A 21,986-nucleotide genomic window follows, 5' to 3' on the forward strand; every position below is an offset into this window, starting at 1 on the left:
TCGGATCAAGCAGTTAAAGAAGTAATAGTCGCAAGACTATCGTATTTCATTTGTAATAAGGGCCGAATAATTTCAGCATTAGGTAATTCAGTCAAAGCTTTTTGGTAATGTCGACGCGCTGACTGCGGATCTTTTAAGGCAAGATAAGCATCTCCACTTACTTCATCAGCTAATCCTTTAAATTGTTTATTATCAATACGCTGTAAAACCTTCAAACTTTCTGCCGGTTGATTGAGTGCAATTTGGACTCGCGCTAAGCGAATCTTTGCAATATCTTTAAATGAAGAAACTTTGCTTTGGTCAATAACCCAAGTCAATTGTTTAGCTGCCTCAGGATATTGTTTTAACTCTGCCGCATCACGAGCTAACATTAAAGCTGCCATCGTGCTGTAAGTTGTGCTGGGATAATGGGCAATCAGTTTTTTAGCCTGAACGGTGGTTCCTTTGGCATCATTTTGACTGCGTAAAGCGATCATCTCATCATAAACCGCACTCGCATGACTCATTATTTTAGCTTGCCGCTGTTGCCAATAACGTGTTCCCGCAACGAGAGCAATGGCAAGTAGAATTCCAGCAATAATCACGAAGCTATATTGCTTAATCCAATTCTTTAAAAGCGCTATTTGTTCTTCTTCCGTTAAATAATCCGACACAAAACACCTGTGAAAAGCAGCCTATTTGGGTTTGTATTAGAACAGATTTCTATCCGGGATGGAATGGGAGATTAGAGTGTGATTTTTGAAAGAAATTTAAAAAAGCTACTACATAATTAAATTACTTTTCTAAGTTACAGGCTTACTTTAAAGGATAAAATTTGATTTAGCTTTGATAACTTACAGAGTATTTAAGAAAATGTTTATAAACATTTGATTTATAATAAAATAAGTTGTGCAAGCAAAATGCTATAATAAGTTATAAGTAAATTAAACTTCAAAAACGGGGACAATATGAGCGATTCTAGATCAGATAAAGTCCATATTGAAATGTTGGCAAGTCTCAACGAAATTAGGAAGTCTGAAAAGGAAATGAACAAGGCACAAGATGGGTATATAACAAAACTGTCAGATCCTCTTTTTGCTAAAGAGGTTTGCGAAGTTGTAATCAATGCAAAAAAACTTTCACCTGGAGATTTAAGTAAAAATTTTGAACCTATGTTTTTAGATAAGTTGTTAGGTGCGCAAGATTTTATTAAACATTCACGAAATCTAAACAAAATCTTTGAAGAATTACAGTTGAAAGAGATAACAACCAAAATCCGAGTGCAGCGAGAGCATGGAAAATTTCCTATCGATGAGAAACATGAGGGAATGGATACTGATAAAAGCCATAGTAAGTTCTTTCATAGTTTAGGAAATGTAAGCGAAAGTGATTCGGAAAATAATAATAATAATAATAATAATAATAATAAAGATAATACTAATAATAATTTACGTAAGTAAAATTTAAATTTTTGTATATCAGGAATGAGATTGAATTGATTAGTATAATTTTTAATTTTATATTCTAATCTCAATCCTTTAAAGCCGACCCGCTCAGTAAATAATCTTAACCTTAACCAGAGGGCACCATTTTAGCAATTCTACTTATGCTTCGTAATCTTTAACTTCAAATACTCCGCCAATTCATCTTGATACATTGTTTGTTGGGGTAAATTTTCCCGTAAAGATTTGAGCGATACGGCTCGGATTTTACGTTCGTGTTCACCAATGATAATGGCATACGTCGCACCACTTTTATCGGCTCTTTTGAGTTGATTTTTTAACGGACCACCGCCTGCGTGAACAATTAAATGCAGCGATGGGATTTTGCTGCGGAGGTAATCTGCAAGTTTAAGGCCAAGGACATAGGCAGCCATATCTTCGGTTACAAGGTAGGCGTGTAAATAAGTGTCTTTTTGGCTTTTCTTCAACTGTTGCAATAGTAAAACAGTGCGGTCCATGCCAATCGCAAAACCCAAAGCAGGTGTTGGTTTGCCACCAAGCTGTTCGACTAAGCCATCATACCGACCGCCTGAGCAAATGGCACCCTGCGCACCGAGTTTATCCGTTACCCATTCAAATACAGTTTTGGTGTAGTAATCTAAACCGCGTACTAAATGCGTATTAATTTCAAATGGAATTTTTAATTGCGTCAGTAATTCTTGTAATGCTTCAAAATGATTAGCTGATTCTTCATCCAGAAAATCAATTAATTTGGGCGCATTCGCGATGAGCGCTTTCATACTGGGATTCTTGCTATCTAAAATTCGCATCGGATTCGTTTCAAGCCTGCGGGTACTATCTTCATCCAATATTTTTTTATTTTTTTCAAAATAACGGATGAGTTCTTTCCGATAATTCTGTCTGGATAAGGGCGTACCCAGTGTATTAATTTCTAATTTGACGGATGAACGTAAGCCTAATTTATCTAAAATGACCGATGACATCAGAATAAGTTCAGCGTCAATATCTGGGCCGCTTAACCCAAAAATTTCTGCGCCACATTGGGAGAATTGACGATACCGACCTTTTTGGGGACGCTCATGACGGAAGAAAGGACCGCCATACCATAAACGCTGAACTTGGTTGTATAAAAGTCCGTGTTCTATGCCAGCTCGAACGCAACCCGCGGTTCCTTCGGGCCGAAGGGTTAAGCTGTCTTCATTACGATCGAGAAAAGTATACATTTCTTTCTCGACGATATCGGTGACTTCACCGATAGAGCGCTTAAACAAATCAGTTTTTTCAACGATTGGGAAGCGTATTTCCTGGAAGCCATAACCTTGTAACACTTTGCGAATAACATATTCAGCGTGTTGCCATAAGAAGGTTTCCGGGGGTAAGAAATCGTTCATTCCTCGTATTGCTTGAATTATGTCGGCCACATTTAATCCTCATCTATATCTTCTTCATTATTCATTATAGGCTGCCTTGGGGCGCTGAAAGGGGTTTCGCGCCTTGAACTAGCCATTCTTTCTTGTTTTGGGTTACCTGGAATTATCGTCTTAATTGGGGTATTAGGTACTGGTTGATTGGCAGCAATCGTCGGTAAGGCAGCATCTTGTTGTTTAATTTGTAAAATAGCAGCAGCAGTATTTTCAGCAACTTCTACCGGTATGATTGGATGCTCAGGAATGAGGTGGAGCGGCGATTTGGTATACCACCAAGCCCCAACTAAACCTAATAGAGTAAGAAAGATTAAGCCGGTAAGGAATTGCATCAATGAGTTACTGCTGGTTACAGGAATGTATTGGGGTTTTAACAGCATGATTTCAGCATTTGATTTTTGTTTAATAGGCTCGATAGCTTTTTTAACTTCAAAATCAGGGATTTGCAAGAGCTTCCCATACGAGCGCAGATAGCCGCGGATAAATGTAACGGGCAAATCAGGTGGATAACGGTCTTTCTCCATCATGATGATGATTTTTTCAGATAAACGAAGTTGTTCTGCAGCGTCTTTTCGTTCAAGTCCTAAGCCCTCGCGAGCTGATTGCAAACGGCCCCCAAACGAGGTGATTGGTTTAGGCTCTGGTAAAGATGGGTTGATAATATCATTCATAGACAGCACTTATCCTTTAGTTCAAAAGCGTCGAATCCCTGTGATTTATAATAATATGATGTTCACAGCGCTTCGCCAATCTTTTTAAGTGTGCTGAGATTGATTTGCTAATTTTGCTATCTGGGCTTGATGCTGAACTTGTCGCTTCGTGCGATCTTGAACTTGTCCAACAAGTTGCCCACAAGCGGCATCAATCTCATCACCTCGTGTTCTTCGGACAGTTGTGTTTAAACTTGCATTCAATAAAATGTCACGGAACCGTGCAATCGTGTCATCATCCGAACGTTTATAAATAGTGTGAGGGAAAGGGTTGAAAGGAATGAGATTAACTTTAACGCGAATGCCCTCTAACAATTTGATTAATGCTCTCGCATCCTTCGCAGTATCATTAACACCCGCTAACATGACATATTCCATGGTAATTGATCGTCTCGGATCTTGAGCGAAATACGCACGGCAGGCTTGCATTAAGAGTTTTAATGGATATTTCTTATTAATGGGTACTAACTCATCACGTAATTGATCATGCGGTGCATGCAAGGAAACCGCTAAAGCGACGTCAGTTTCTTCGCGTAATCGGTAGATCATGGGAACTACACCTGCCGTACTTACCGTGACGCGACGTTTTGATAAACCATAAGCAAAATCATCCAGCATTAAATTTAATGCTGGAATAAGATTATCAAAATTAAGTAAGGGTTCGCCCATGCCCATCATGACAACATTTGTAATGCGTTGCACTCCGTTTGCCATTTTTTCTAATGTGCGTTCAGCAATAAATAATTGAGAAATTATTTCTGCGGTTGTTAAATTCCGATTAAAACCTTGTTTACCGGTCGAGCAAAAGTCGCAATTTAAAACGCATCCCACTTGCGAGGAAATGCATAGGGTGCCACGATTTTTTTCTGGAATAAAAACAGACTCGATACAATTGCCATCTTTAAGTTTTAATAACCATTTTTGTGTGCCATCAGTGGCTTGATTGTTATAGATGACTTCAGGTAATTGAATCGTTGCAATCGCACAGAGCTTTTCACGCAAACTTTTACTGATATTACTCATCGCAGCAAAGTCACTAAAACCCTTTGTATGAATCCATTGCATGATTTGCTCGGCGCGATAAGGTGCTTCTTCAATAGAAGCCAAATAACCTTTTAAACCTTTTCGATCAAAGCCGAGCAAATTGACAAGCTTTTTATCGGAAGTCGTTAACACGTTATGCAAGTTCACTTAAAGGAATGTAATTGAACACTTCAGATTGCTTAAAAAAGAAATTAATTTCTTGTTGGGCAGTTTCTGGGGAGTCTGAACCATGTACAGCATTATGATCAATCGAATCCGCAAAATCAGCCCGAATCGTGCCAACGGCTGCTTCTTTTGGATTGGTTGCACCCATGATTTCTCGATTGAGCGCAATGGCATTATCCCCTTCTAAGACTTGGACTAAGAGCGGTCCGGAACTCATAAAGGAAACAAGCGCTTTAAAGAAAGGACGTTCTTTATGGATTGCGTAAAATTCGCTGGCCTGCGCTTCTGTCAAGTGCATCATTCTAGCTGCAGCGATCCGTAACCCACGCTTTTCAAAGCGATTAATAATTTCGCCGATCAGATTTTTGGCAACGGCATCGGGCTTGATAATGGATAACGTTTTTTCGGTGGACATACTCTTTCTCCAAAATAGGTGTGTGTAAAAGAATAGTTAATTTAAGCGTGAAGGGTTAATTATTATTATTTGCCTGTTTCTTTAAACTCTGATGGATAAGCGATAAATATGGCTGGCATTATACCTAATTTTTAATTTTTTCGCGCCAGCTTTGTGCCTTTCTTAAAAGCTCAGCTTCATCTAAGGTGGTTAATTCGCGGTTTTTAAGTAATTGTTTGCCCCTGACCCAAACATCCGTTACTTGAGTGCGATCTGCAGCATAAACAATTTGCGAAATGGGATGATAGACTGGCGCAGTTTCAATGGCATTGAGATTAATTGCTATAAAATCAGCAGACTTACCCTTCTCTAACGAGCCTGTTATATGATCAATTCCGAGCGCTTTAGCACCATGGCGTGTTGCCATCTTTAACACGTTGTAGGCGGACAAAGCTTTAGGATCGTCAGCGGTCATTTTCCCAAGGAAAGCAGCCGTTCGCATTTCACCCATCATATTCAAATCATTATTACTCGCAGCACCATCTGTGCCGAGCGCTACATTGATATTGGCATTCAGTAATTGTTGAACCGGGCAGCTTCCACTTACAATTTTTAAATTAGATTCAGGGCAATGGACAATATTAGGTTTTTTCTCTTGCAAGATTTCCATATCACTTTGATCGATTTGTGTCATATGAATCGCAATGAGCCGATCATTAACAAGTCCAATGTTATTTAAACGATGCAAGGGACGGAGTTGATTGGGAATAATTTCACTTATTGCTTCTTGTAAGTGAATATTAACGCGTAATTGATATTGGTCAGCTAATGTTTTGACTTTTATCAGTTCATGTTCAGATACGGTATACGTCGAGTGCGGCGCAAGCGTTACAATAATATTTTCATGGTTTTTATATTCTTCAAAGAACGCGAGACCTTTCGCAAAATATTCATCAGGTGTCTTCGCCCAAGCAGTGGGTACGTTGATGACAGTGATGCCAATTCCTGCGCGTATGCCCGACTGAATAACCGCATCTGCAGTTGCATTCAAATAGAAATACATATCATTAAAACAAGTTGTGCCGGAACGTATCATTTCAGCGATGGCGAGGGTTGTTCCATCGTAAACAAAATCATGGCTCACCCATTTTTCTTCGGCAGGCCAAATATATTGTTTTAACCAATCCATTAATTCTAAATCATCTGCAAGTCCACGAAATAAATTCATCGCGGCGTGGGTGTGAGCATTAATGAAACCGGGTAAGACAGCATGCGTTGAATAATATTCAGCTGCAAGCGCTTGATAAAAATCATCGACCGTGGCAGTCGGTAAAATATCAATAATTTTGTCGTCTTTAATACATAAGGTGTGATTATCGAGAACAGGGGCTGCATCATTGCAAGTAATGACCCAAGCAGCATGAATGAAGCGATCGACAATTTGCATAACTACCCCGAATTCTTTTGCAAGTTTTGTGCGGAGAGGGAGGGATTCGAACCCTCGTGGGAGCATAAACTCCCCATCCGATTTCGAGTCGGCGCCGTTATGACCGCTTCGGTACCTCTCCTAGACCCAATACTTCCCGAATTATACTGACTCTCAAGGTAGATGCTAGCCTGAGAGAAGAATTTTATTCTAAACCAGGTGGGGTAATGCTGACTTCTTTATCTTTGTTGGGATAGTAATGATAGGGGACGGGGTAATCATTTCTAAATTGATCAGAAGATAAACCAGGTGGAATTTTTAAGGGTTGGATCATGGATGCTTTTAAATATTCTTGACTACTACTATTGATGAAGTAAGCCTTTGAACCACAACCCGCAACAAGCAGGCTTGATAATAAAATAGGTGCAACTTTTCGAATAATCATGAATGAACTTCAACTCCTGCTTCAATTTCAACCCCTGCACGGTGCATAGCCTGCATCACGTTAGGTTGATACTTTGGATCTAATTTTAATAAAGGAAGACGAATTCCGCTTTTAATTTTACCCATTTGATTGAGCGCCCATTTCGTAGGAATGGGATTTGACTCATCAAATAAATGTTGATGCAATCCCATCAGTCTATCGTTAAGCGATCTCGCTGTTGGATGATCACCAACCAGCGCGGCTTTACAGAGCAAATGCATTTTTTCAGGCGCAATATTGGCAGTAACTGAAATGACACCATTCGCACCCTGTTGCATTAAAGCAAGTGCGGTCGCATCGTCACCACTCCAAATATAAAAGTTTTGGCCACAAGCGCGCCTAATTTCACTTGCTCTTTCCACTATGCCCGTCGCTTCTTTGATGCCTATAATGTTTTTAATCTGAGCAAGTTTCGCAACCGTTTCAGGCAAAATATCACAAGCTGTGCGTCCAGGCACATTGTAAAGAATTAAAGGAATATCTACAGCTAGCGCAATACTTTTGTAGTGATTCACTAAACCATTTTGAGTTGGCTTATTGTAATAAGGTGTTACAACTAAGCAAGCATCTGCACCAGCCCGCTTTGCATTCTGGGTTAAGTTGATGGTTGACTTTGTTGCATTGCTTCCACTACCTGCGATAACCGGCACGCGTCCTGCGACTTGTTTAACCACGGTTTCAATGATAAAAAAATGCTCATCGCTGTCCAAGGTTGCCGATTCTCCCGTCGTCCCTGTAGCCACAATCGCATCTGTGCCGCTCTCAATATGCCATTCAACTAAAGCTTTTAAAGCCTCTATATCGATGGTTTCATCATCAAACATGGGAGTGACAAGGGCCACTAAGCTACCTTTAAACATACTTGCTTCCTTTAAGTAATGTCTTCTATTTTGCCTGGACTTATTATCGCTTGCCCTTATCGTTTGTCTATAATTTTTTATTGACTTCATGAAGACTTGTCTATAATAAGGCCATTTCTTCTTTCAAAAATTATTAGGCGGCCTATGGAAATAAATAAAATGGCGGAAACGCTTTGGAATCGTAATGCAAAAACCTTTTATTTATTGATCGGCGCATCGCTTTTATTGTTTTCTTTTCTGGGTGCAAGAGATATTTGGACGCAAGAACATCGTTGGGCTGATATTGTGACTGCCATGTTTGCACGCCAAGATTTTTTACATCCCTTTCTTAATAATGCCCATTATTATGACAAGCCTCTCTTGTCGTATTGGCTTATTGTCATCAGCGCCAAAGTGTTTGGGGCACTCAATACGTGGACTTTACGTCTCCCTTCAGCTTTAGCTGGGTTAATTGCTTTGGCCTCGATCTATCAAATCGGGACATTGCTCAAAGGTAAGAAGGTCGGCTACTTAGCTGCATGGCTGATGCTGACTACTTATTATTTTGTTTTTTGGTCACGTGTTGCAAGTGCTGATATGTTGAATTTAGCAGGCACTTTATTAGCGCTTGCTTGGTATCTTAGTAAAAAAAATAAAGCGACTGTATTTGACTATAGTGTCTTTTTTTTAATTCTTGCGGTAACCTCTTTATGCAAAGGTTTGATTGGCGCTATTGTTCCCTTAATCGCAGTAGGGGTCGACCTGTGTTTGGATCGGTCCTTTAAAAAACATTTAAAATTTTCAACGTTACTCAGCATCTTGCCTGCCCTAATTGTTTATTTATCACCTTTTATTGCTTCGACTTTGATTACGATAGGTAATTATCATGAGAATGGATTGTACTTAGTTTATCGCGAAAACTTTCTCCGTTATTTCCAACCTTTCGATCATCGTGATCCTATTTATACTTACTTCGTTTATTTACCCATTTACCTTCTGCCTTGGACGGTACTTTTCATTCCTGCTCTTTATACTTATTTTACGAAGCGTAAATTTAGTCATCCATGGATAATCTTGACACTTGCTGCCATTTTTTTATTTTTTACATTCAGTGGCTCAAGACGAAGTTATTATGTATTACCGATGGTTCCTTTCGCTATTTTATTCATAGCAGAATGGATTTTAAAAGATGGCACCACTTCAAAATTATTTCGTATGACGCGTGCTTTACTTGGTATCAGCTTTCTTTTCTTGTTCATTTTCAGCATCGCCTTACCGACTTGGTTTTACACAGAATACGGGGTGAGTAAGTTTAGTCAGCTTTTAGATCAGGCGATTAGTCAGAAGTGGCCTAATCAACCCATCGATATCGTGATGCTAGATGCGGAGAATAAAGTCAATTTTTATTTACGCAAAGAAGATAAAATTATTTGGAATGAACGACCGGCTTACAACAGAGAGCATTCAGTGGGAGTCGTTTTAAGCAAGCATTGGCCCCAATTATTGGCGCCCGCTGATCATACGGTTTATGTTAGCCGAAAGCTTTATGCAACACAGCTCCAACCTTATTTTAAAAATTACACAATGATTGAATTACCCGTTTGTCATTGGCCAGTCATTTGTACAAAACAAGGAAATAATCCTATTGCTTTTGTGCCGGGATAATTATTGCGCAAAATAATTTACTCTCAGGGGTGAGATGTATACTATATAAATCCGGAGAATTACTTAATAAAAAGGATTGTTACAATGACTGAAAATTTATTGCAAAAATTGGAAGAAAAAATGATGTTAATTCTTTCCGAAGTTGAAGAATTACGTCGGGATGTACTTTGTTTAACTCAAGAAAATACCGAGCTTAAATTAGATCGTGAAAAATATTTGACAGAAAAAATGTATAATGAACGTAAATTACAAGATTTGCTCTCTCTATTCGATGCTGTCAAATCAATGGAATCTACTGTGATGACTGCAAGAGACGTGGCTGCGTAAATATTTTACCCTAAGGAAGGGTTAACGCGCCAAGGAGCACATGCATGGCTACAGCTGCTAATCACAAGGCTTCATTACTCCGTTTAAAAAAGCAACTAGGACGTTTGCAAAAAAAAGAGGAACTAAGCCGAGCTAAATTAAAATTGGCGCTTAAGAACATCCGCCAACTGAGCAAATCCTATAAAAACAGACTCGCTAGTCGAGTTCGTATTATGAAAGTCAAATTAGGAAAATTACAGGCTACCACTTACGCTAGTGTCGCTGACGATATCCAAAAACAATTGTTGAGAGGATTGGAATCAAAAGATAAATCACTACGTGCTGTTATTGCAAAAGTTGAGCGAACCCATATTGCTAAGCTTACTAAAGGTATTGTAAGCAAAGCAAAGAAAGCCAAGGGTAAAAAAGTATCCTCTGCAAAAAGTCCACATCAAAAACGCTTAATTAAACGCCGCCCAAAAAGCAATGCTCTAAAAAAATCGAAAAGATCCAATCGAAGATAATCTCCTTGTAAAGCCTTTACAGATGTAAAGGCTTTTTTCTTTATGATAAACATGCTACACCTGGCTCACTTAATAGGAGAAAGTTAACTATGCGCAATCGGAATGTTTTACCCGTAACTTACACCGTCCCTCCATCAATTTTTTTTAGCGTACCTCATTCAATGTGGTCTTTTTTTTCTTCCAATCGTTCCCGTGAACTTATCGGTCAATGCATATTGCCAGCGCAAGCCCGTGCGGAAAAGACGATAGAAACTCGACAATTACAAAGTCTCGCAGATGCTTATAGGGTTCTGGTCCAACGTGGAATGATTACCACAGCAGATGGTACCAACCTCGACACCATTCAAATAACGCCCAATTCGACGTTTAGTTCCTCGGTTGCTGAGAAGCATTATATTATTAAATTTAACGGCAATGGCATGTTGTATCAGGACGTTTTAGCAAATTGTGCTCGCGATGCTGACCAACTACAAGCCACAGTTATTGCTTTTAATTATCGCGGCGTGGGGTCAAGTTCAGGCATACCAAAAAGTATTGAAGATTTGGTTAACGATGGCATTGCGCAAGTACAACGATTACTAGATCATGGCGTCGATGCAAAAAAGATTACTTTAGATGGTTTGTCGCTGGGAGGTGCAGTTGCAACTTTGGTTGCAAAACATTTCCATGATCAAAAGCAGCGGGTGTATCTCTGGAACGACCGATCTTTATCTTCCATATCCAAAGCTGCGACGGGTCTATTTTTGTTAAGTGATCTTCCTCCGATGCTACAAGATACTTCAGCAGCTCTCACTCATTCGTCTTTCTCCTTAGCACTTAAGTCTTCGAAATGGGAAGTGAATGTTGCCGATGCTTACCAGCGTATTCCCCAAGCTTATAAAGGGTATATGGTGGTTGCAAAAAAAAGCGATCCTTCCGATACAAACAAACTTCAGTCCAATGGCGACGGCGTCATTCATCCAACAGCTTCCCTTCATGCGGCAGTGAAAGTCAAAGAAAAATCTGACCATGCATCTACTTGTCACAAAATGTTAGCTCAACACAGTATTTTTGTGGGTGGTCAAACCAAGCAATTAGGTGGCCATAATTTAGCTCGCGATCAACTCATTAGCAAAGATAATCCGACCGAAACGGGTCAACATGTTTTTGAAAATTTTATTCGTAACCATCGGTAGTGCTAATTATTAAATATAACGCTTAGATTATCACACAAGCTGTTTCGAGTTATGCTGCTAAGTTAGAAACAGCTTGTGTACTTTATGAGATTATGAAGTTTAAATCAGGATAAAAAGTTAGGATTGTAATGCTTGTAAAGACTACGAGCTGCTTTTTTCTTTACTTACCACTTTGCATTCAATACGCCCTCGCTGAAGCCGTACAGAAAGTTGATCACCCAGGGCAACTTGATTACTGTCTTTTACGACCTGGTGGTCTTTACTAACAATAGAAAACCCGCGTTGAAGTGTAGCGAGAGGGCTTAAAGCATCAAGGGTTGCAGCCGCGTTCGCTAATCGAGTTTTTTTCCTCAACAGGCAAGCTTGCATTTCATTGTTAATTTGCTCACGCATTAAATTTAATTGATGACTTAAGACATGCAGTCGTTGTGTGGGTATTCTCCGATGCAATTGATGATCATGCGCTTTAAGTAAAGTTTGTAATTTATTCAATAAGCGTGTTTGGTGTTGTACAAGAGAAAGTTCATAAAAATCGAGTAACTGTGCTTTTTCTTGTAACCGTCGTTTGGGATGTTGTTGGGCAAGATGTTTTTGTAGCCAAGTTACATGTTGTTGTAGAGTTAATAATTTTTGGTGGCTTAAGCGATCAATCTGTTGTTGTTGTGAGTGTAATATTTGGAGTAGTTCAGCGGCATCACGTGCTACCAGTTCTGCTGCTGCAGAAGGTGTTGCTGCCCGAACATCTGCAATGAAATCAGCAATAGTAAAATCAACTTCGTGACCAACGCCACTGATAATAGGAATTTGACTTTGGTGCATCGCATGGGCCACAAGTTCTTCATTGAAAGCCCATAAATCTTCTAGTGATCCTCCGCCTCGGGTAACAATAAGTACATCACATTCTTGACGCTCGTTAGCTGTGGTTATTGCTTGAGCAATACTTTTAGCAGCGAGTGCACCTTGTACAAGCGTTGGGTAAATAATAATGGGAATGCAAGCGTTGCGTCTGGCAAGGACCGTTAAAACATCACGAATAGCCGCGCCAGTTGCCGAAGTTACGATGCCAATTTGTTTGGGGAAGGGGGGCAGCGGTTTTTTATGTGCTGGATCAAATAAACCCAATCCCAATAATTTTTTCTTTAATACTTCAAAAGCTCGGCGCAAAGCTCCTTCGCCTCGTTCTTCCATATCTTCTGCAATGAGTTGGAATTCGCCACGGTTTTCATACAAACTCACCCGAGCTTTGATCATGACATGCATGCCATCTTTGGGCACAAAAGTAAGCTTACGTGAACTTCCGCGAAACATCGCGCAGCGTACTTGTGCTGCTGCGTCTTTTAAGCCGAAATACCAATGGCCGGAATGAGGCGCTGCGAAATTTGAAATTTCACCTTCCACCCAAACAAAAGGAAAAGTCCCTTCTAATAAAGACTTTACTTCATTATTTAAGCGGCTAACGGTGTAAATGTGATCACTGTTTGGTATTTGATTTGCTTGCATGAGTGCATCATATACTGCTAGGTCACATGATTAAAGAGGGTTATCTGCCCTTAATAATGTTCTGCTAGCCAATGCGCGATGACTTCATGTTGGTGTTGATCAAATAAAGGTGGCGCATGCCCGACTTGTTCAACTTCCAATACTTCTGTATGAGGATGGATGGCATGCATTTTATTAATAATCCCAGTCGTTAGCATGTCGGAGTCTTTTCCATGAATGATGAGGACGGGACATTTTATTTTCCGCCAAATTGACCACAAATCGACGTCAAACATGATACCTTCCAATGCTTTAAAAGGATGCATGATAGAAGACCAAGCGATTTTACTTTTGGCAGAAGCAAGCTTAACGCGATGATCAAGCTTAGTGACCCACTTACGCGGCGAAACTTCAGTCACGCTGTGTTCGGTCAGATGAAGCCATTCTTCTTCACTGAGCATGCCGAAGGTGCTGTAGATTTTTTTAAAATACTGTACTGCCTCACTTAATGATTTGAATTCCGGATCCTGAGATGGGTAGCTTGCCAATCGAGCGAGTCCGGTTGCAGGAATTTGCGCACCAATATCATTTAAAACTAAACACCGAATCGGGGTATTATTCATACTTGCTAACACCATCCCAATAATGCCGCCCATTGATGTACCAATCCAAGCAAGATCATGTACCCCGGTTCTCGCAATCATGGCATTCATGTCCGCTACATATTGTTCGTAAGTATAATGCTGAGGATCCTTTAACCAGTCACTCTCACCACGTCCAACAATATCCGGGCAATAAACATGGTAATGATGAGCCGCGAGGTACTGGGCGAGAAAATCAAAATCTCGACCGTTTCGGGTTAAACCGTGCACGGCAATCACAGTGCCAAGACCATTTCCCGCAGGCTCCCACTCCGTAAAAAAAATGCGGTGGAAACCTTCTTCTGAAACCCCAAAAAAATAATCTTCGTGCATCATGTCTCCCTTAAGAAGGATAACCCTTTGTATTGTAATCATTAATTTAGCGGAATTGGCCCAGGTTCTAACAAAGCAACTTTTGGGTGATGGTAAATAATCTTAAATTCAGTATAATGTCCGGTTAATTTTAACCTGCATAAAAATAGAATAAAACCTATGGTACATTTCGCACAAAACGATCTCGCCCTTACCTTTGATGATGTCTTGCTTGTGCCTGCATTATCTACAATTGTTCCTAAAAATGTAGATTTAAAAACAAGACTTACCGCTAGAATTGGTTTAAACATCCCTCTTCTTTCAGCCGCAATGGATACTGTTACTGATGCAAAGTTGGCGATTGCGATAGCCCAAGAAGGTGGTTTAGGTATCGTGCACAAAAATATGGGTCTAGCGCAACAGGCAGCAGAAGTCCGCCGGGTTAAAAAATTTGAAAGTGGCGTGGTGAAAGATCCCGTAACGATTTCTCCTCAAACAAGAGTGCGCGATGTTTTAGAGTTAAGCAAAAAATTCAATTTCTATGCATTCCCGGTTGTTGAAGCCAACGGCCAATTGGTCGGCATCATCACCAGCCGCGATTTGCGTTTTGAAGTTAATCTTGACCAACCGGTTATGAATTTAATGACACCTCAAAATCGTTTAGTTACGGTTAAAGAAGTGGATCGGGAGCTCGTAAAAATATTATTGCATAAACATCGAATTGAAAAAGTTTTAGTAGTGAATGATGATTTTCAGTTGCAGGGCATGGTCACCGTTAAAGATATTTTGAAGGAACAAGAAAAGCCAAATGCATGCAAAGATGCACAAGGACAATTGCGTGTTGGTGCAGCAGTTGGAACTGGCGCCGATACGGAAGAACGTGTTGAAGCTTTAATCCAAGCAGGCGTTGACGTTATTGTCGTTGATACCGCCCATGGTCATTCACAAAATGTCATCGATCGCGTGCGATGGCTTAAAAAAAATTACAGTCAAGTGGAAGTCATTGCCGGCAATATTGCGACGGCTGATGCTGCCAAAGCGTTAGCCGATGTGGGCGTTGACGCTGTTAAAGTAGGCATTGGTCCAGGCTCAATTTGCACTACACGAATTGTAACCGGAGTGGGTGTACCGCAAATAACCGCAATTAGTAACGTAAGCTCGGCATTAGTTAATTCTCCAATTGGTATTATTTCCGATGGCGGCATTCGCTACTCAGGTGATGTTAGTAAAGCGATTGCTGCAGGTGCATCAGCTGTCATGATTGGCAGTTTATTTGCAGGCACAGAAGAAGCGCCGGGGGAAGTGGAACTTTACAATGGGCGTTCTTATAAAGCTTATCGCGGCATGGGTTCGCTCGGTGCAATGTCGCAACGTCATGGTTCGAGCGATCGTTATTTTCAAGATACAAATGATACAGAAAAATTAGTTCCAGAAGGGATTGAAGGTCGCGTTCCCTATAAAGGCAGCATGGTTAATATTATTAATCAATTGATGGGAGGGTTGCGATCCGGTATGGGTTATACAGGATGTGCAACGATTAATGAATTACGTACTAATGCTAAATTTATGCGGGTTTCGCATTCCAGTGTACGTGAATCACATGTGCACGATGTTCAAATTACGAAGGAAGCACCCAACTACCACAAAGACGAGAAATATTAAATGACAGGTGAGACCGGCCGCATCCTGATTTTAGACTTCGGTTCGCAATATACGCAAATGATTGGTCGACGCATTCGTGAACTTAATGTCTATTGTGAAATACATCCTTATTCGATCTCAGAAAACGCTATCAAAGAATTTGCACCTTCCGGGATTATTCTTTCTGGTGGCCCTGAATCTGTCACATCGACTCTGACGCCACGTGCTCCTGATCTAGTTTTTAATTTGCAAATTCCAGTATTAGGAATTTGTTATGGTATGCAAACCATGGCTCATCAATTAGGGGGGCAAGTTAAGGCGGGCAAGTCCCGTGAATTTGGTTACGCAGAAGTTGCAATTGTTAGTCCGTGTGGGTTATTTCGTGAAGTTAAAGATTCAATGAGTGAACAGCGTCAACCCTTATTAGATGTTTGGATGAGTCATGGTGATCATGTGGATGAATTACCGGTAGGCTTTAGCATTGTTGCAAAATCCACATACGCGGTAGCTTGTATCGCTGATGAAACGCGTCAATTTTATGGTTTGCAATTTCATCCAGAAGTTTCACACACCAAACAGGGTAAAATCATTTTAGAGCGATTTCTTTTTGATATTTGTAAAATTACACCCGATTGGTCTCCCCACAATATCATCGAATCAGCGATTGCTAACATTCGCGAAAAAGTTGGCAAGGAAGGCGTGTTACTTGGATTATCAGGCGGTGTTGATTCATCTGTTGCGGCATTGCTGTTGCATGAAGCCATAGGGGATCAACTTACTTGTGTATTTGTTGATACAGGCTTGTTACGTTTGCATGAAGCAGAACAAGTTAAAGCTATTTTTGCAGAACAATTCAAAATCCGTTTAATTTGTGTCAATGCAAAAGATGAATTTTATACCGCATTACAAGGAGTGGATGATCCAGAACAAAAACGTAAAATCATTGGCAAAAAATTTATTGATGTATTTGAAGCCCAAGCCCATGATCTCAAGGATATGAAGTGGTTAGCGCAAGGCACTATTTACTCGGATGTCATTGAATCAGCGCAAGCTAAAATTCCAGGGGCCCACGTTATTAAATCACATCATAATGTTGGCGGTTTACCTGATGAAATGAAACTTAAGCTGATCGAACCGTTACGTGAACTCTTTAAAGATGAAGTCAGAAAAATAGGTCTTGAATTGGGCTTATCTTCTGAATTGCTTCATCGGCACCCTTTCCCAGGTCCGGGTCTTGCTATACGCGTTCTTGGCGAAGTCAAAGCGGCGTATTTAGAAAAATTGCGTTTGGCTGATGCAATCTTAATTGATGAATTACATCAGCATGATTTGTATTACAAAGTGAGCCAAGCATTTGCTGTCTTTTTACCAATTAAATCAGTCGGTGTGGTAGGGGATGCAAGACAGTATGATCATGTTATTGCACTGCGTGTTGTAGAGTCTGTGGATTTTATGACAGCACGTTTTGCCCATCTTCCCCATGCATTTTTAGAAAAAGTTGCTAATCGAATTATTAATGAAGTACCTGGCATTTCACGGGTGACTTATGACATTTCTGGTAAACCACCAGCAACCATTGAATGGGAATAACGTAGCAAAGGAAAAAGATGAGGCTTATATGCAACAAGCCTTATCGCATGCTCACCTTGGGGCGGAACAGGGCGAAGTACCGGTCGGCGCAATATTAGTTTTGAATGATACTGTCATTGCATCTGCTGCTAATGGATCTATCCAATCCTGTGATCCCACGGCGCACGCGGAAATATTAGCTTTAAAACAAGGCGCTTTAGCTTTAGGCAACTATCGTCTTCTCAATACTACACTTTACGTTACTTTGGAGCCTTGCCTCATGTGTATTGGGGCGATGGTCCATGCCCGCATTACGCGCTTAGTGTACGGTGCTTATGATTTAAAGTCAGGTGCAGTGACAAGTTGTGCAACGTTACTTGATGCACCATTTTTGAATCATCACGTGTCGTATTGCGGCGGTGTATTGGCACCTGCTTGTGGAGAGGTATTGCGAACTTTTTTTAAAGCGAGGCGAAGGAAGGTCGGTTGAAGAGAATGCTTTAGTTATATGAACTGAACCCTGCCATCATGTTTATCAAGCTCAAAGTTAAAGATTTAATTCTCAATTAACAATCCCATCTTTCTTGCGCTTAATTCGCTGAAACATGCAACTCATTATTTGCGCGTACAAATCATCTTTCAATAAACTATCTTCATAACTGTATTCAATAGAGGGATTGTCATTAATTTCAATAACAACAGTTTGTTGCGCGGTAGTGTATTTCAAATCAACGCCATACAGCCCATCGCCAATTAAGCTTGCTGCGCGTATTGCATTTTTGAGGATTTTTTCTGGAACTTGATCAATCGGTACAGTTTCCACTTCTCCATCGCGTCGTTCATTGCCGTGCCAATGGGCAATTTGCCAGTGATTTTTAGCCATGTAATATTTACATGCATAAAGTGGTTTTTTATTTAAAATACCGATACGCCAATCATATTCAGTGGGTACAAATTCTTGCGCAATGATTAAGTCAGATTGATTTAATAAACGATTAAGTTCTTTATCCAATGATTCTGCATCCGTAACTTTGCTAACTCCCGTTGAAAACGAGCCATCAGGCTGTTTTAATACACAAGGAAAACCTAATACTTTGATTAACTCATCTTTATTTTTTTTATGCACAATCATTGTTTTAGGGGTTGCAATATTTGCGTTTTTTAAACGCTCCGCCATATAAACTTTATTGGCACATTTAACAATGGAGATAGGGTCGTCGATGACAATAAGATTTTCAGCAGTTGCCCGTCTTGCAAATCGATAAGTGTGATGATTGACTGCCGTTGTTTCTCGAATAAATAAGGCATCAAATTCAGGAATGCGACTGTAATCATTTTTTGAAATAATGCGCGCGCGTAAACCTACATCTTCTGCAGCTTCTAAAAATTTATCGAGTGCCTTTTTATCAGATGGGGGTGATTTCTCGTCTGCATTGGTAAGGATAGCAAGATCATAAATTAATTTAGAATGCGACTTAGAGCGGATGCGTTTTCTCACAAAATATTGTCGTGAAAATTCGAAAAGGGGTGGCAAATGAGCCAAGGGAACTTGATTCAAAGGGAGAGGTAAAATACTTTGAATGAGCCATTTGTTTTGATCTTTATTCCACAGGAAGGTAACGTGTAAAAGCGGCGCTGGAAATAAATTATAAAGTTGACGACTTAAAGTTTTATGCAGTTTTGTGACACTTTGACCAAAATAAATATTTAACTCAAAAGTTGATGAACGGAGTCGCGCTAAGTTACTTTGGATAATTTTATCTAATTCATCAGAAATAATACGAACAATTGACAGTGATTTCAAATCTTGCATTGTGGTAATGTTGGGAAAGCTTCGGTGCCCCCTAGCTTCTGCAAGCAATGAAACATAATACCCCATACCTTGATAACGGTAAGATTGGCATAGGTTATAAACCCGAACATTGCGCATTTCGGAATATTTTTGATCGGTAAGGTAAGCTTTTGCAGATATCACTTCGACATCTGGAATTTGAAAATCCCAATCTTTTGGCTTGTTTGTGACGACTATGCTATGCATGCGATCGATTTAAGTAAATTTTTGTCAATATGCATGACGACTATTATGTAAGTCAAGAAGATTTGGGCAAAAACAATGCATTCAACATCTTGTTTCTTAGGCATGCATCCCGACATAATAGAGTATCTACCTCAGAAGTTTAAATTATGGAAAAACCAAAAAAATTACGGTCCTTACTCCGATGCATTTCCTACTGCACGGCCAATAGTTATGATTTGCTAGGCATTTCCGGTTTTTATAAAAAGAAAGGTTATATTGTCCGACTTTCTAAAGATGTTTTACATGTAACCAATGCGAGAAGGCAAGGCGATATTTTCTTTTTTAATCATGGATCATTTGTGTGTTGGGGATTTAGTAAACATTTTGAAGATAAAATTGTCGAAAATGTTAAAGAATTTTCTACACATCCACTTCCCCATCTTGAGTCTGATCATTTGTTTTATCGATATGGTGAAGAAACAACAATTGACACGCACGAACGCTTACGCTTAGACATGATAACGCTTGCAACCGAGGATTCGAATTTAAAACTTGCCATTTCTTATGGCATTGCACAATCCATTAAGTTGGAAGCTTTTGAAGAAGCTATTCAAGATACCATTAAAAAAAATAATCACTTGCCTGAAGAAATCGCTTCACGAGGAACGATATCTTTATCGCGACGTTCTATTTTCAAAAGAATTGGGGAGATCTTTATTGCCCGTAGTTCAATTAATTTAAATATTGAGTTACTCGATGCGCCAGAATTTTTTTGGCGAAATCCAAACTTAGAAGCTTTCTATATCATGACGAAAAAGTTTTTGGATATTCCAAGTCGTGTCATGGCGCTGAATCAAAAACTCGATTTGTTACAAGAGTTATTACATATTTTAAATAGCCAAGTGCAGCATCGTCATTCAAGTTTATTGGAAACGGTTATTATTTTACTTATTACGATTGAAATTATGATTACGCTTTTTCAATTTCATTTTGTTTAACCTTGCAACGAATGTTTTTTTTCATCTTAAATGCTGTTTCACCATCTTCATAGAAATTTTCTTGTTTAGCAAAAGTGACATAACCAAATTTTTGATAAAAAGAAATCGCTTTATTGTTATCGGTTCGCACTTCAAGTCGGATTTCCTCACATATTTTTGCCAGTTCCGCTTCGATTTGGGATAAGAATATTTTACCTAATCCTTTTTGTTGTAGCAGGGGAGAAACAGCAAAAGAGTAAAGTCGGGCGCATTTAGAATTTTTCCTGAACAGTAAAACGGCACTCGCTATGATCTGATCACCTTTTTTTTCTATATAAATCCGTGCTCCTGTGCGATTTAGTAATCGAGAAAAAGCGTGGCGCGATAATTGATCTGAGGTAAAACAAGCTTTTTCCAAACTTAACAAAGCTTCTAAATCATCTTCGGTTGCAATGAGCAAAGTTGCAGAGCCTTATGCTGTAATTGTCACATCCGCACCCATAGGCGCGAGACTGTTAAATCGAACTTTGGGGAAGTGATCAGGATAATAGCTACGAATAAATTCTAATATTTTTTCACGGACTTCGGCACGTAAATCTGAGAGATCATCCGCATTTGCAGCGCTAACTTGAATGCGAATATCAACAGAGCGGTCAGTTAAATTAGCAACTTGTAATTTTGAAGCTTGACCATCCCAAAACTTAGATTGCTTTAATATTTTATCAAGCTCAGTTCGGAGCGGATCGATCGGCAACATGTAATCAATAAACATATGCATACTACTGCGCAAGCTATCTGCTTCCCGCGACCAATTTTCAAAAGGTTTTTCGATAAAATAATTGATTGGCACTACTAAACGTCGTCGATCACCGAGTTTTAAAGTGACATAAGTAAATGTAATTTCCTCAATAATTCCTGAAATATTTTCAATAACAACAATATCGCCAATTTTAATCGGTTGAGAAATTGCTATTTGTAATCCAGAAAAAAGTGAGAATAAAGTTTTTTGCGCTGCCAATCCAATAATTGCGGTTAAAAATCCAGCTGATGCTAGCAAACTTATACCAATGTTGCGCACGCTGCTAAAACTCATCAGGATCGCAGCAATCGTAACGACTGCAATGAGGACGGTTGTAATATTGCGAATGATATGGATTTTGGTATAAAGCGCTTTTATGCGAATACTGTCTTTGCGGGATAAGGTGAGCGTATATTGATTAAATACGGCTTCTGCAGTGTAGAGAATTTGAATCGCAATCCAACCAATAGAGGCAATAATAATTGTATTGATGACGTGGTTTGCAAGTAACAGATAAAAACGAGAGGGCCCTAATAATAAAATAATAATATTAATAATGATGAGTAAAAATATAATTCGTAATCCCTTACGTACACTTGCGAGAATTAGCGCTGCAACCGCTTGTTTTTCAGCGAGGAAAAGTTCGTAACGCCGCAAGCCTAATGAAATGAGATTGTAAATGAATAAAACGGAAGATAAGGCAATAAATATCATGCCTAATTTATCGGTTAAATCAAATAAATTTTTCCAACGAGTCAGTTCTATTAAATTATCGATGTAAGCTAAGCCAACAAAAAGTACACCGGTTATAAAATAAATCATGGGCACTTTTATTGCTGAGTAAAATATTCTTTCCCACATATTTTTTTTAACAACGTGTGTTTCAGGAATGCTCATAATGGCCTCAAAGGCGATAGGGTATAGAGATGATTATAGGGAAGGGCGAAGAGGGT

22 protein-coding genes and 1 tRNA gene are annotated in these 21,986 nt (G+C 39.6%); 9 read left to right on the top strand and 14 right to left on the bottom strand.

Features of this window, described 5'->3' with window-relative positions; translation table 11 throughout:
• Positions 1 to 5: 5 nt before the first annotated feature.
• Entirely contained in the window at positions 6 to 653 is a 648-nt protein-coding gene (locus H0W64_01015; GenBank protein ID MBA3660288.1) for a tetratricopeptide repeat protein, read from the bottom strand.
• Between the two features lie 294 nt (positions 654 to 947).
• Between H0W64_01015 and H0W64_01020 the strand changes: the two genes are divergently transcribed.
• Positions 948 to 1,439, top strand: a complete 492-nt coding sequence (locus tag H0W64_01020; GenBank protein ID MBA3660289.1) for a hypothetical protein — start codon at positions 948 to 950, stop codon at positions 1,437 to 1,439.
• Positions 1,440 to 1,579: 140 nt separating this feature from the next.
• Here H0W64_01020 and hisS read toward each other — a convergent pair whose 3' ends face one another.
• The 8 genes from hisS to H0W64_01060 form a co-directional block, all read right to left on the bottom strand.
• Entirely contained in the window at positions 1,580 to 2,863 is a 1,284-nt protein-coding gene (hisS, locus tag H0W64_01025) for a histidine--tRNA ligase (protein ID MBA3660290.1), read from the bottom strand.
• A 2-nt stretch (positions 2,864 to 2,865) separates the two neighbouring features.
• Positions 2,866 to 3,537: a helix-turn-helix domain-containing protein gene (locus H0W64_01030; GenBank protein ID MBA3660291.1), complete on the bottom strand. Its 672-nt coding sequence runs from the start codon at positions 3,535 to 3,537 to the stop codon at positions 2,866 to 2,868.
• 84 nt (positions 3,538 to 3,621) lie between these two features.
• Positions 3,622 to 4,752 carry a 23S rRNA (adenine(2503)-C(2))-methyltransferase RlmN gene (gene rlmN, locus H0W64_01035; GenBank protein ID MBA3660292.1) on the bottom strand — a complete coding sequence of 377 codons (1,131 nt, stop codon included), beginning with the start codon at positions 4,750 to 4,752 and terminating at the stop codon, positions 3,622 to 3,624.
• A gap of 1 nt (position 4,753) precedes the next feature.
• Positions 4,754 to 5,200 (bottom strand): nucleoside-diphosphate kinase, encoded by a 447-nt coding sequence (gene ndk / locus H0W64_01040; GenBank protein MBA3660293.1) that lies wholly within the window; start codon positions 5,198 to 5,200, stop codon positions 4,754 to 4,756.
• A gap of 124 nt (positions 5,201 to 5,324) precedes the next feature.
• The gene (locus H0W64_01045) at positions 5,325 to 6,626 is read right to left on the bottom strand and encodes a TRZ/ATZ family hydrolase (GenBank protein MBA3660294.1); all 1,302 of its coding nucleotides are present in this window, start codon (positions 6,624 to 6,626) and stop codon (positions 5,325 to 5,327) included.
• 31 nt (positions 6,627 to 6,657) lie between these two features.
• Positions 6,658 to 6,747, bottom strand: a tRNA-Ser gene (locus H0W64_01050).
• A gap of 63 nt (positions 6,748 to 6,810) precedes the next feature.
• The gene (locus tag H0W64_01055) at positions 6,811 to 7,050 is read right to left on the bottom strand and encodes a hypothetical protein (protein MBA3660295.1); all 240 of its coding nucleotides are present in this window, start codon (positions 7,048 to 7,050) and stop codon (positions 6,811 to 6,813) included.
• The gene (locus H0W64_01060; GenBank protein MBA3660296.1) at positions 7,047 to 7,949 is read right to left on the bottom strand and encodes a 4-hydroxy-tetrahydrodipicolinate synthase; all 903 of its coding nucleotides are present in this window, start codon (positions 7,947 to 7,949) and stop codon (positions 7,047 to 7,049) included. The genes H0W64_01055 and H0W64_01060 overlap by 4 nt, the downstream gene beginning before the upstream one ends.
• Positions 7,950 to 8,093: 144 nt before the next feature.
• Here H0W64_01060 and H0W64_01065 point away from each other — a divergent pair, with 144 nt between their 5' ends.
• The 4 genes from H0W64_01065 to H0W64_01080 all read left to right on the top strand — a co-directional run bounded on the left by H0W64_01065 (position 8,094) and on the right by H0W64_01080 (position 11,598).
• Positions 8,094 to 9,593, top strand: coding sequence for a glycosyltransferase family 39 protein (locus H0W64_01065; protein ID MBA3660297.1), 1,500 nt, complete (start codon positions 8,094 to 8,096; stop codon positions 9,591 to 9,593).
• Positions 9,594 to 9,677: 84 nt separating this feature from the next.
• Entirely contained in the window at positions 9,678 to 9,920 is a 243-nt protein-coding gene (locus tag H0W64_01070; GenBank protein ID MBA3660298.1) for a hypothetical protein, read from the top strand.
• Positions 9,921 to 9,964: 44 nt separating this feature from the next.
• Positions 9,965 to 10,423, top strand: a complete 459-nt coding sequence (locus H0W64_01075; GenBank protein ID MBA3660299.1) for a hypothetical protein — start codon at positions 9,965 to 9,967, stop codon at positions 10,421 to 10,423.
• 89 nt (positions 10,424 to 10,512) lie between these two features.
• Positions 10,513 to 11,598, top strand: coding sequence for an alpha/beta hydrolase (locus H0W64_01080; GenBank protein ID MBA3660300.1), 1,086 nt, complete (start codon positions 10,513 to 10,515; stop codon positions 11,596 to 11,598).
• Positions 11,599 to 11,739: 141 nt separating this feature from the next.
• Here the strand turns inward: H0W64_01080 and xseA are convergent, their stop codons facing one another.
• Both xseA and H0W64_01090 read right to left on the bottom strand, forming a co-directional pair.
• Positions 11,740 to 13,098: an exodeoxyribonuclease VII large subunit gene (xseA, locus tag H0W64_01085; GenBank protein ID MBA3660301.1), complete on the bottom strand. Its 1,359-nt coding sequence runs from the start codon at positions 13,096 to 13,098 to the stop codon at positions 11,740 to 11,742.
• Between the two features lie 50 nt (positions 13,099 to 13,148).
• Positions 13,149 to 14,051 carry an alpha/beta hydrolase gene (locus H0W64_01090; protein MBA3660302.1) on the bottom strand — a complete coding sequence of 301 codons (903 nt, stop codon included), beginning with the start codon at positions 14,049 to 14,051 and terminating at the stop codon, positions 13,149 to 13,151.
• A gap of 159 nt (positions 14,052 to 14,210) precedes the next feature.
• On the opposite strand from H0W64_01090, the gene guaB reads away from it, so the two are divergent.
• The 3 genes from guaB to tadA are packed head-to-tail and all read left to right on the top strand — an operon-like array spanning position 14,211 to position 17,730.
• Positions 14,211 to 15,692 carry an IMP dehydrogenase gene (gene guaB, locus H0W64_01095; GenBank protein MBA3660303.1) on the top strand — a complete coding sequence of 494 codons (1,482 nt, stop codon included), beginning with the start codon at positions 14,211 to 14,213 and terminating at the stop codon, positions 15,690 to 15,692.
• The gene (gene guaA / locus H0W64_01100; GenBank protein ID MBA3660304.1) at positions 15,693 to 17,261 is read left to right on the top strand and encodes a glutamine-hydrolyzing GMP synthase; all 1,569 of its coding nucleotides are present in this window, start codon (positions 15,693 to 15,695) and stop codon (positions 17,259 to 17,261) included. It begins immediately after the preceding gene.
• Positions 17,218 to 17,730, top strand: coding sequence for a tRNA adenosine(34) deaminase TadA (gene tadA / locus H0W64_01105; GenBank protein MBA3660305.1), 513 nt, complete (start codon positions 17,218 to 17,220; stop codon positions 17,728 to 17,730). Before guaA ends, tadA begins: the two co-directional genes overlap by 44 nt.
• Before the next feature lie 72 nt (positions 17,731 to 17,802).
• On the opposite strand, the gene H0W64_01110 is transcribed toward tadA, so the two are convergent.
• Positions 17,803 to 19,278 carry a RimK family protein gene (locus tag H0W64_01110; protein ID MBA3660306.1) on the bottom strand — a complete coding sequence of 492 codons (1,476 nt, stop codon included), beginning with the start codon at positions 19,276 to 19,278 and terminating at the stop codon, positions 17,803 to 17,805.
• Positions 19,279 to 19,424: 146 nt separating this feature from the next.
• Between H0W64_01110 and H0W64_01115 the strand changes: the two genes are divergently transcribed.
• Entirely contained in the window at positions 19,425 to 20,255 is an 831-nt protein-coding gene (locus tag H0W64_01115) for an RMD1 family protein (GenBank protein ID MBA3660307.1), read from the top strand.
• Here H0W64_01115 and H0W64_01120 read toward each other — a convergent pair.
• Positions 20,227 to 20,694, bottom strand: coding sequence for a GNAT family N-acetyltransferase (locus H0W64_01120; GenBank protein MBA3660308.1), 468 nt, complete (start codon positions 20,692 to 20,694; stop codon positions 20,227 to 20,229). The genes H0W64_01115 and H0W64_01120 overlap by 29 nt on opposite strands.
• A gap of 12 nt (positions 20,695 to 20,706) precedes the next feature.
• Complete coding sequence (locus H0W64_01125; GenBank protein MBA3660309.1) at positions 20,707 to 21,930, bottom strand: mechanosensitive ion channel; 1,224 nt, start codon at positions 21,928 to 21,930, stop codon at positions 20,707 to 20,709.
• Positions 21,931 to 21,986 lie beyond the last annotated feature (56 nt).

The organism is Gammaproteobacteria bacterium (assembly GCA_013816845.1).
GTDB lineage: Bacteria > Pseudomonadota > Gammaproteobacteria > DSM-16500 > DSM-16500 > Aquicella.

What these genes read in the sequence shown, in the direction of transcription:
- H0W64_01020 (MBA3660289.1), top strand. Translation starts at nt 948, where the DNA reads ATGAGCGATTCTAGATCAGATAAAGTCCATATTGAAATGTTGGCAAGT.
- H0W64_01030 (MBA3660291.1), bottom strand. Translation starts at nt 3,537, where the DNA reads ATGAATGATATTATCAACCCATCTTTACCAGAGCCTAAACCAATCACC.
- ndk (MBA3660293.1), bottom strand. Translation starts at nt 5,200, where the DNA reads ATGTCCACCGAAAAAACGTTATCCATTATCAAGCCCGATGCCGTTGCC.
- H0W64_01045 (MBA3660294.1), bottom strand. Translation starts at nt 6,626, where the DNA reads ATGCAAATTGTCGATCGCTTCATTCATGCTGCTTGGGTCATTACTTGC.
- H0W64_01055 (MBA3660295.1), bottom strand. Translation starts at nt 7,050, where the DNA reads ATGATTATTCGAAAAGTTGCACCTATTTTATTATCAAGCCTGCTTGTT.
- H0W64_01060 (MBA3660296.1), bottom strand. Translation starts at nt 7,949, where the DNA reads ATGTTTAAAGGTAGCTTAGTGGCCCTTGTCACTCCCATGTTTGATGAT.
- H0W64_01065 (MBA3660297.1), top strand. Translation starts at nt 8,094, where the DNA reads ATGGAAATAAATAAAATGGCGGAAACGCTTTGGAATCGTAATGCAAAA.
- H0W64_01070 (MBA3660298.1), top strand. Translation starts at nt 9,678, where the DNA reads ATGACTGAAAATTTATTGCAAAAATTGGAAGAAAAAATGATGTTAATT.
- H0W64_01075 (MBA3660299.1), top strand. Translation starts at nt 9,965, where the DNA reads ATGGCTACAGCTGCTAATCACAAGGCTTCATTACTCCGTTTAAAAAAG.
- H0W64_01080 (MBA3660300.1), top strand. Translation starts at nt 10,513, where the DNA reads ATGCGCAATCGGAATGTTTTACCCGTAACTTACACCGTCCCTCCATCA.
- xseA (MBA3660301.1), bottom strand. Translation starts at nt 13,098, where the DNA reads ATGCAAGCAAATCAAATACCAAACAGTGATCACATTTACACCGTTAGC.
- H0W64_01090 (MBA3660302.1), bottom strand. Translation starts at nt 14,051, where the DNA reads ATGCACGAAGATTATTTTTTTGGGGTTTCAGAAGAAGGTTTCCACCGC.
- guaB (MBA3660303.1), top strand. Translation starts at nt 14,211, where the DNA reads ATGGTACATTTCGCACAAAACGATCTCGCCCTTACCTTTGATGATGTC.
- guaA (MBA3660304.1), top strand. Translation starts at nt 15,693, where the DNA reads ATGACAGGTGAGACCGGCCGCATCCTGATTTTAGACTTCGGTTCGCAA.
- tadA (MBA3660305.1), top strand. Translation starts at nt 17,218, where the DNA reads ATGACATTTCTGGTAAACCACCAGCAACCATTGAATGGGAATAACGTA.
- H0W64_01110 (MBA3660306.1), bottom strand. Translation starts at nt 19,278, where the DNA reads ATGCATAGCATAGTCGTCACAAACAAGCCAAAAGATTGGGATTTTCAA.
- H0W64_01115 (MBA3660307.1), top strand. Translation starts at nt 19,425, where the DNA reads ATGGAAAAACCAAAAAAATTACGGTCCTTACTCCGATGCATTTCCTAC.
- H0W64_01125 (MBA3660309.1), bottom strand. Translation starts at nt 21,930, where the DNA reads ATGAGCATTCCTGAAACACACGTTGTTAAAAAAAATATGTGGGAAAGA.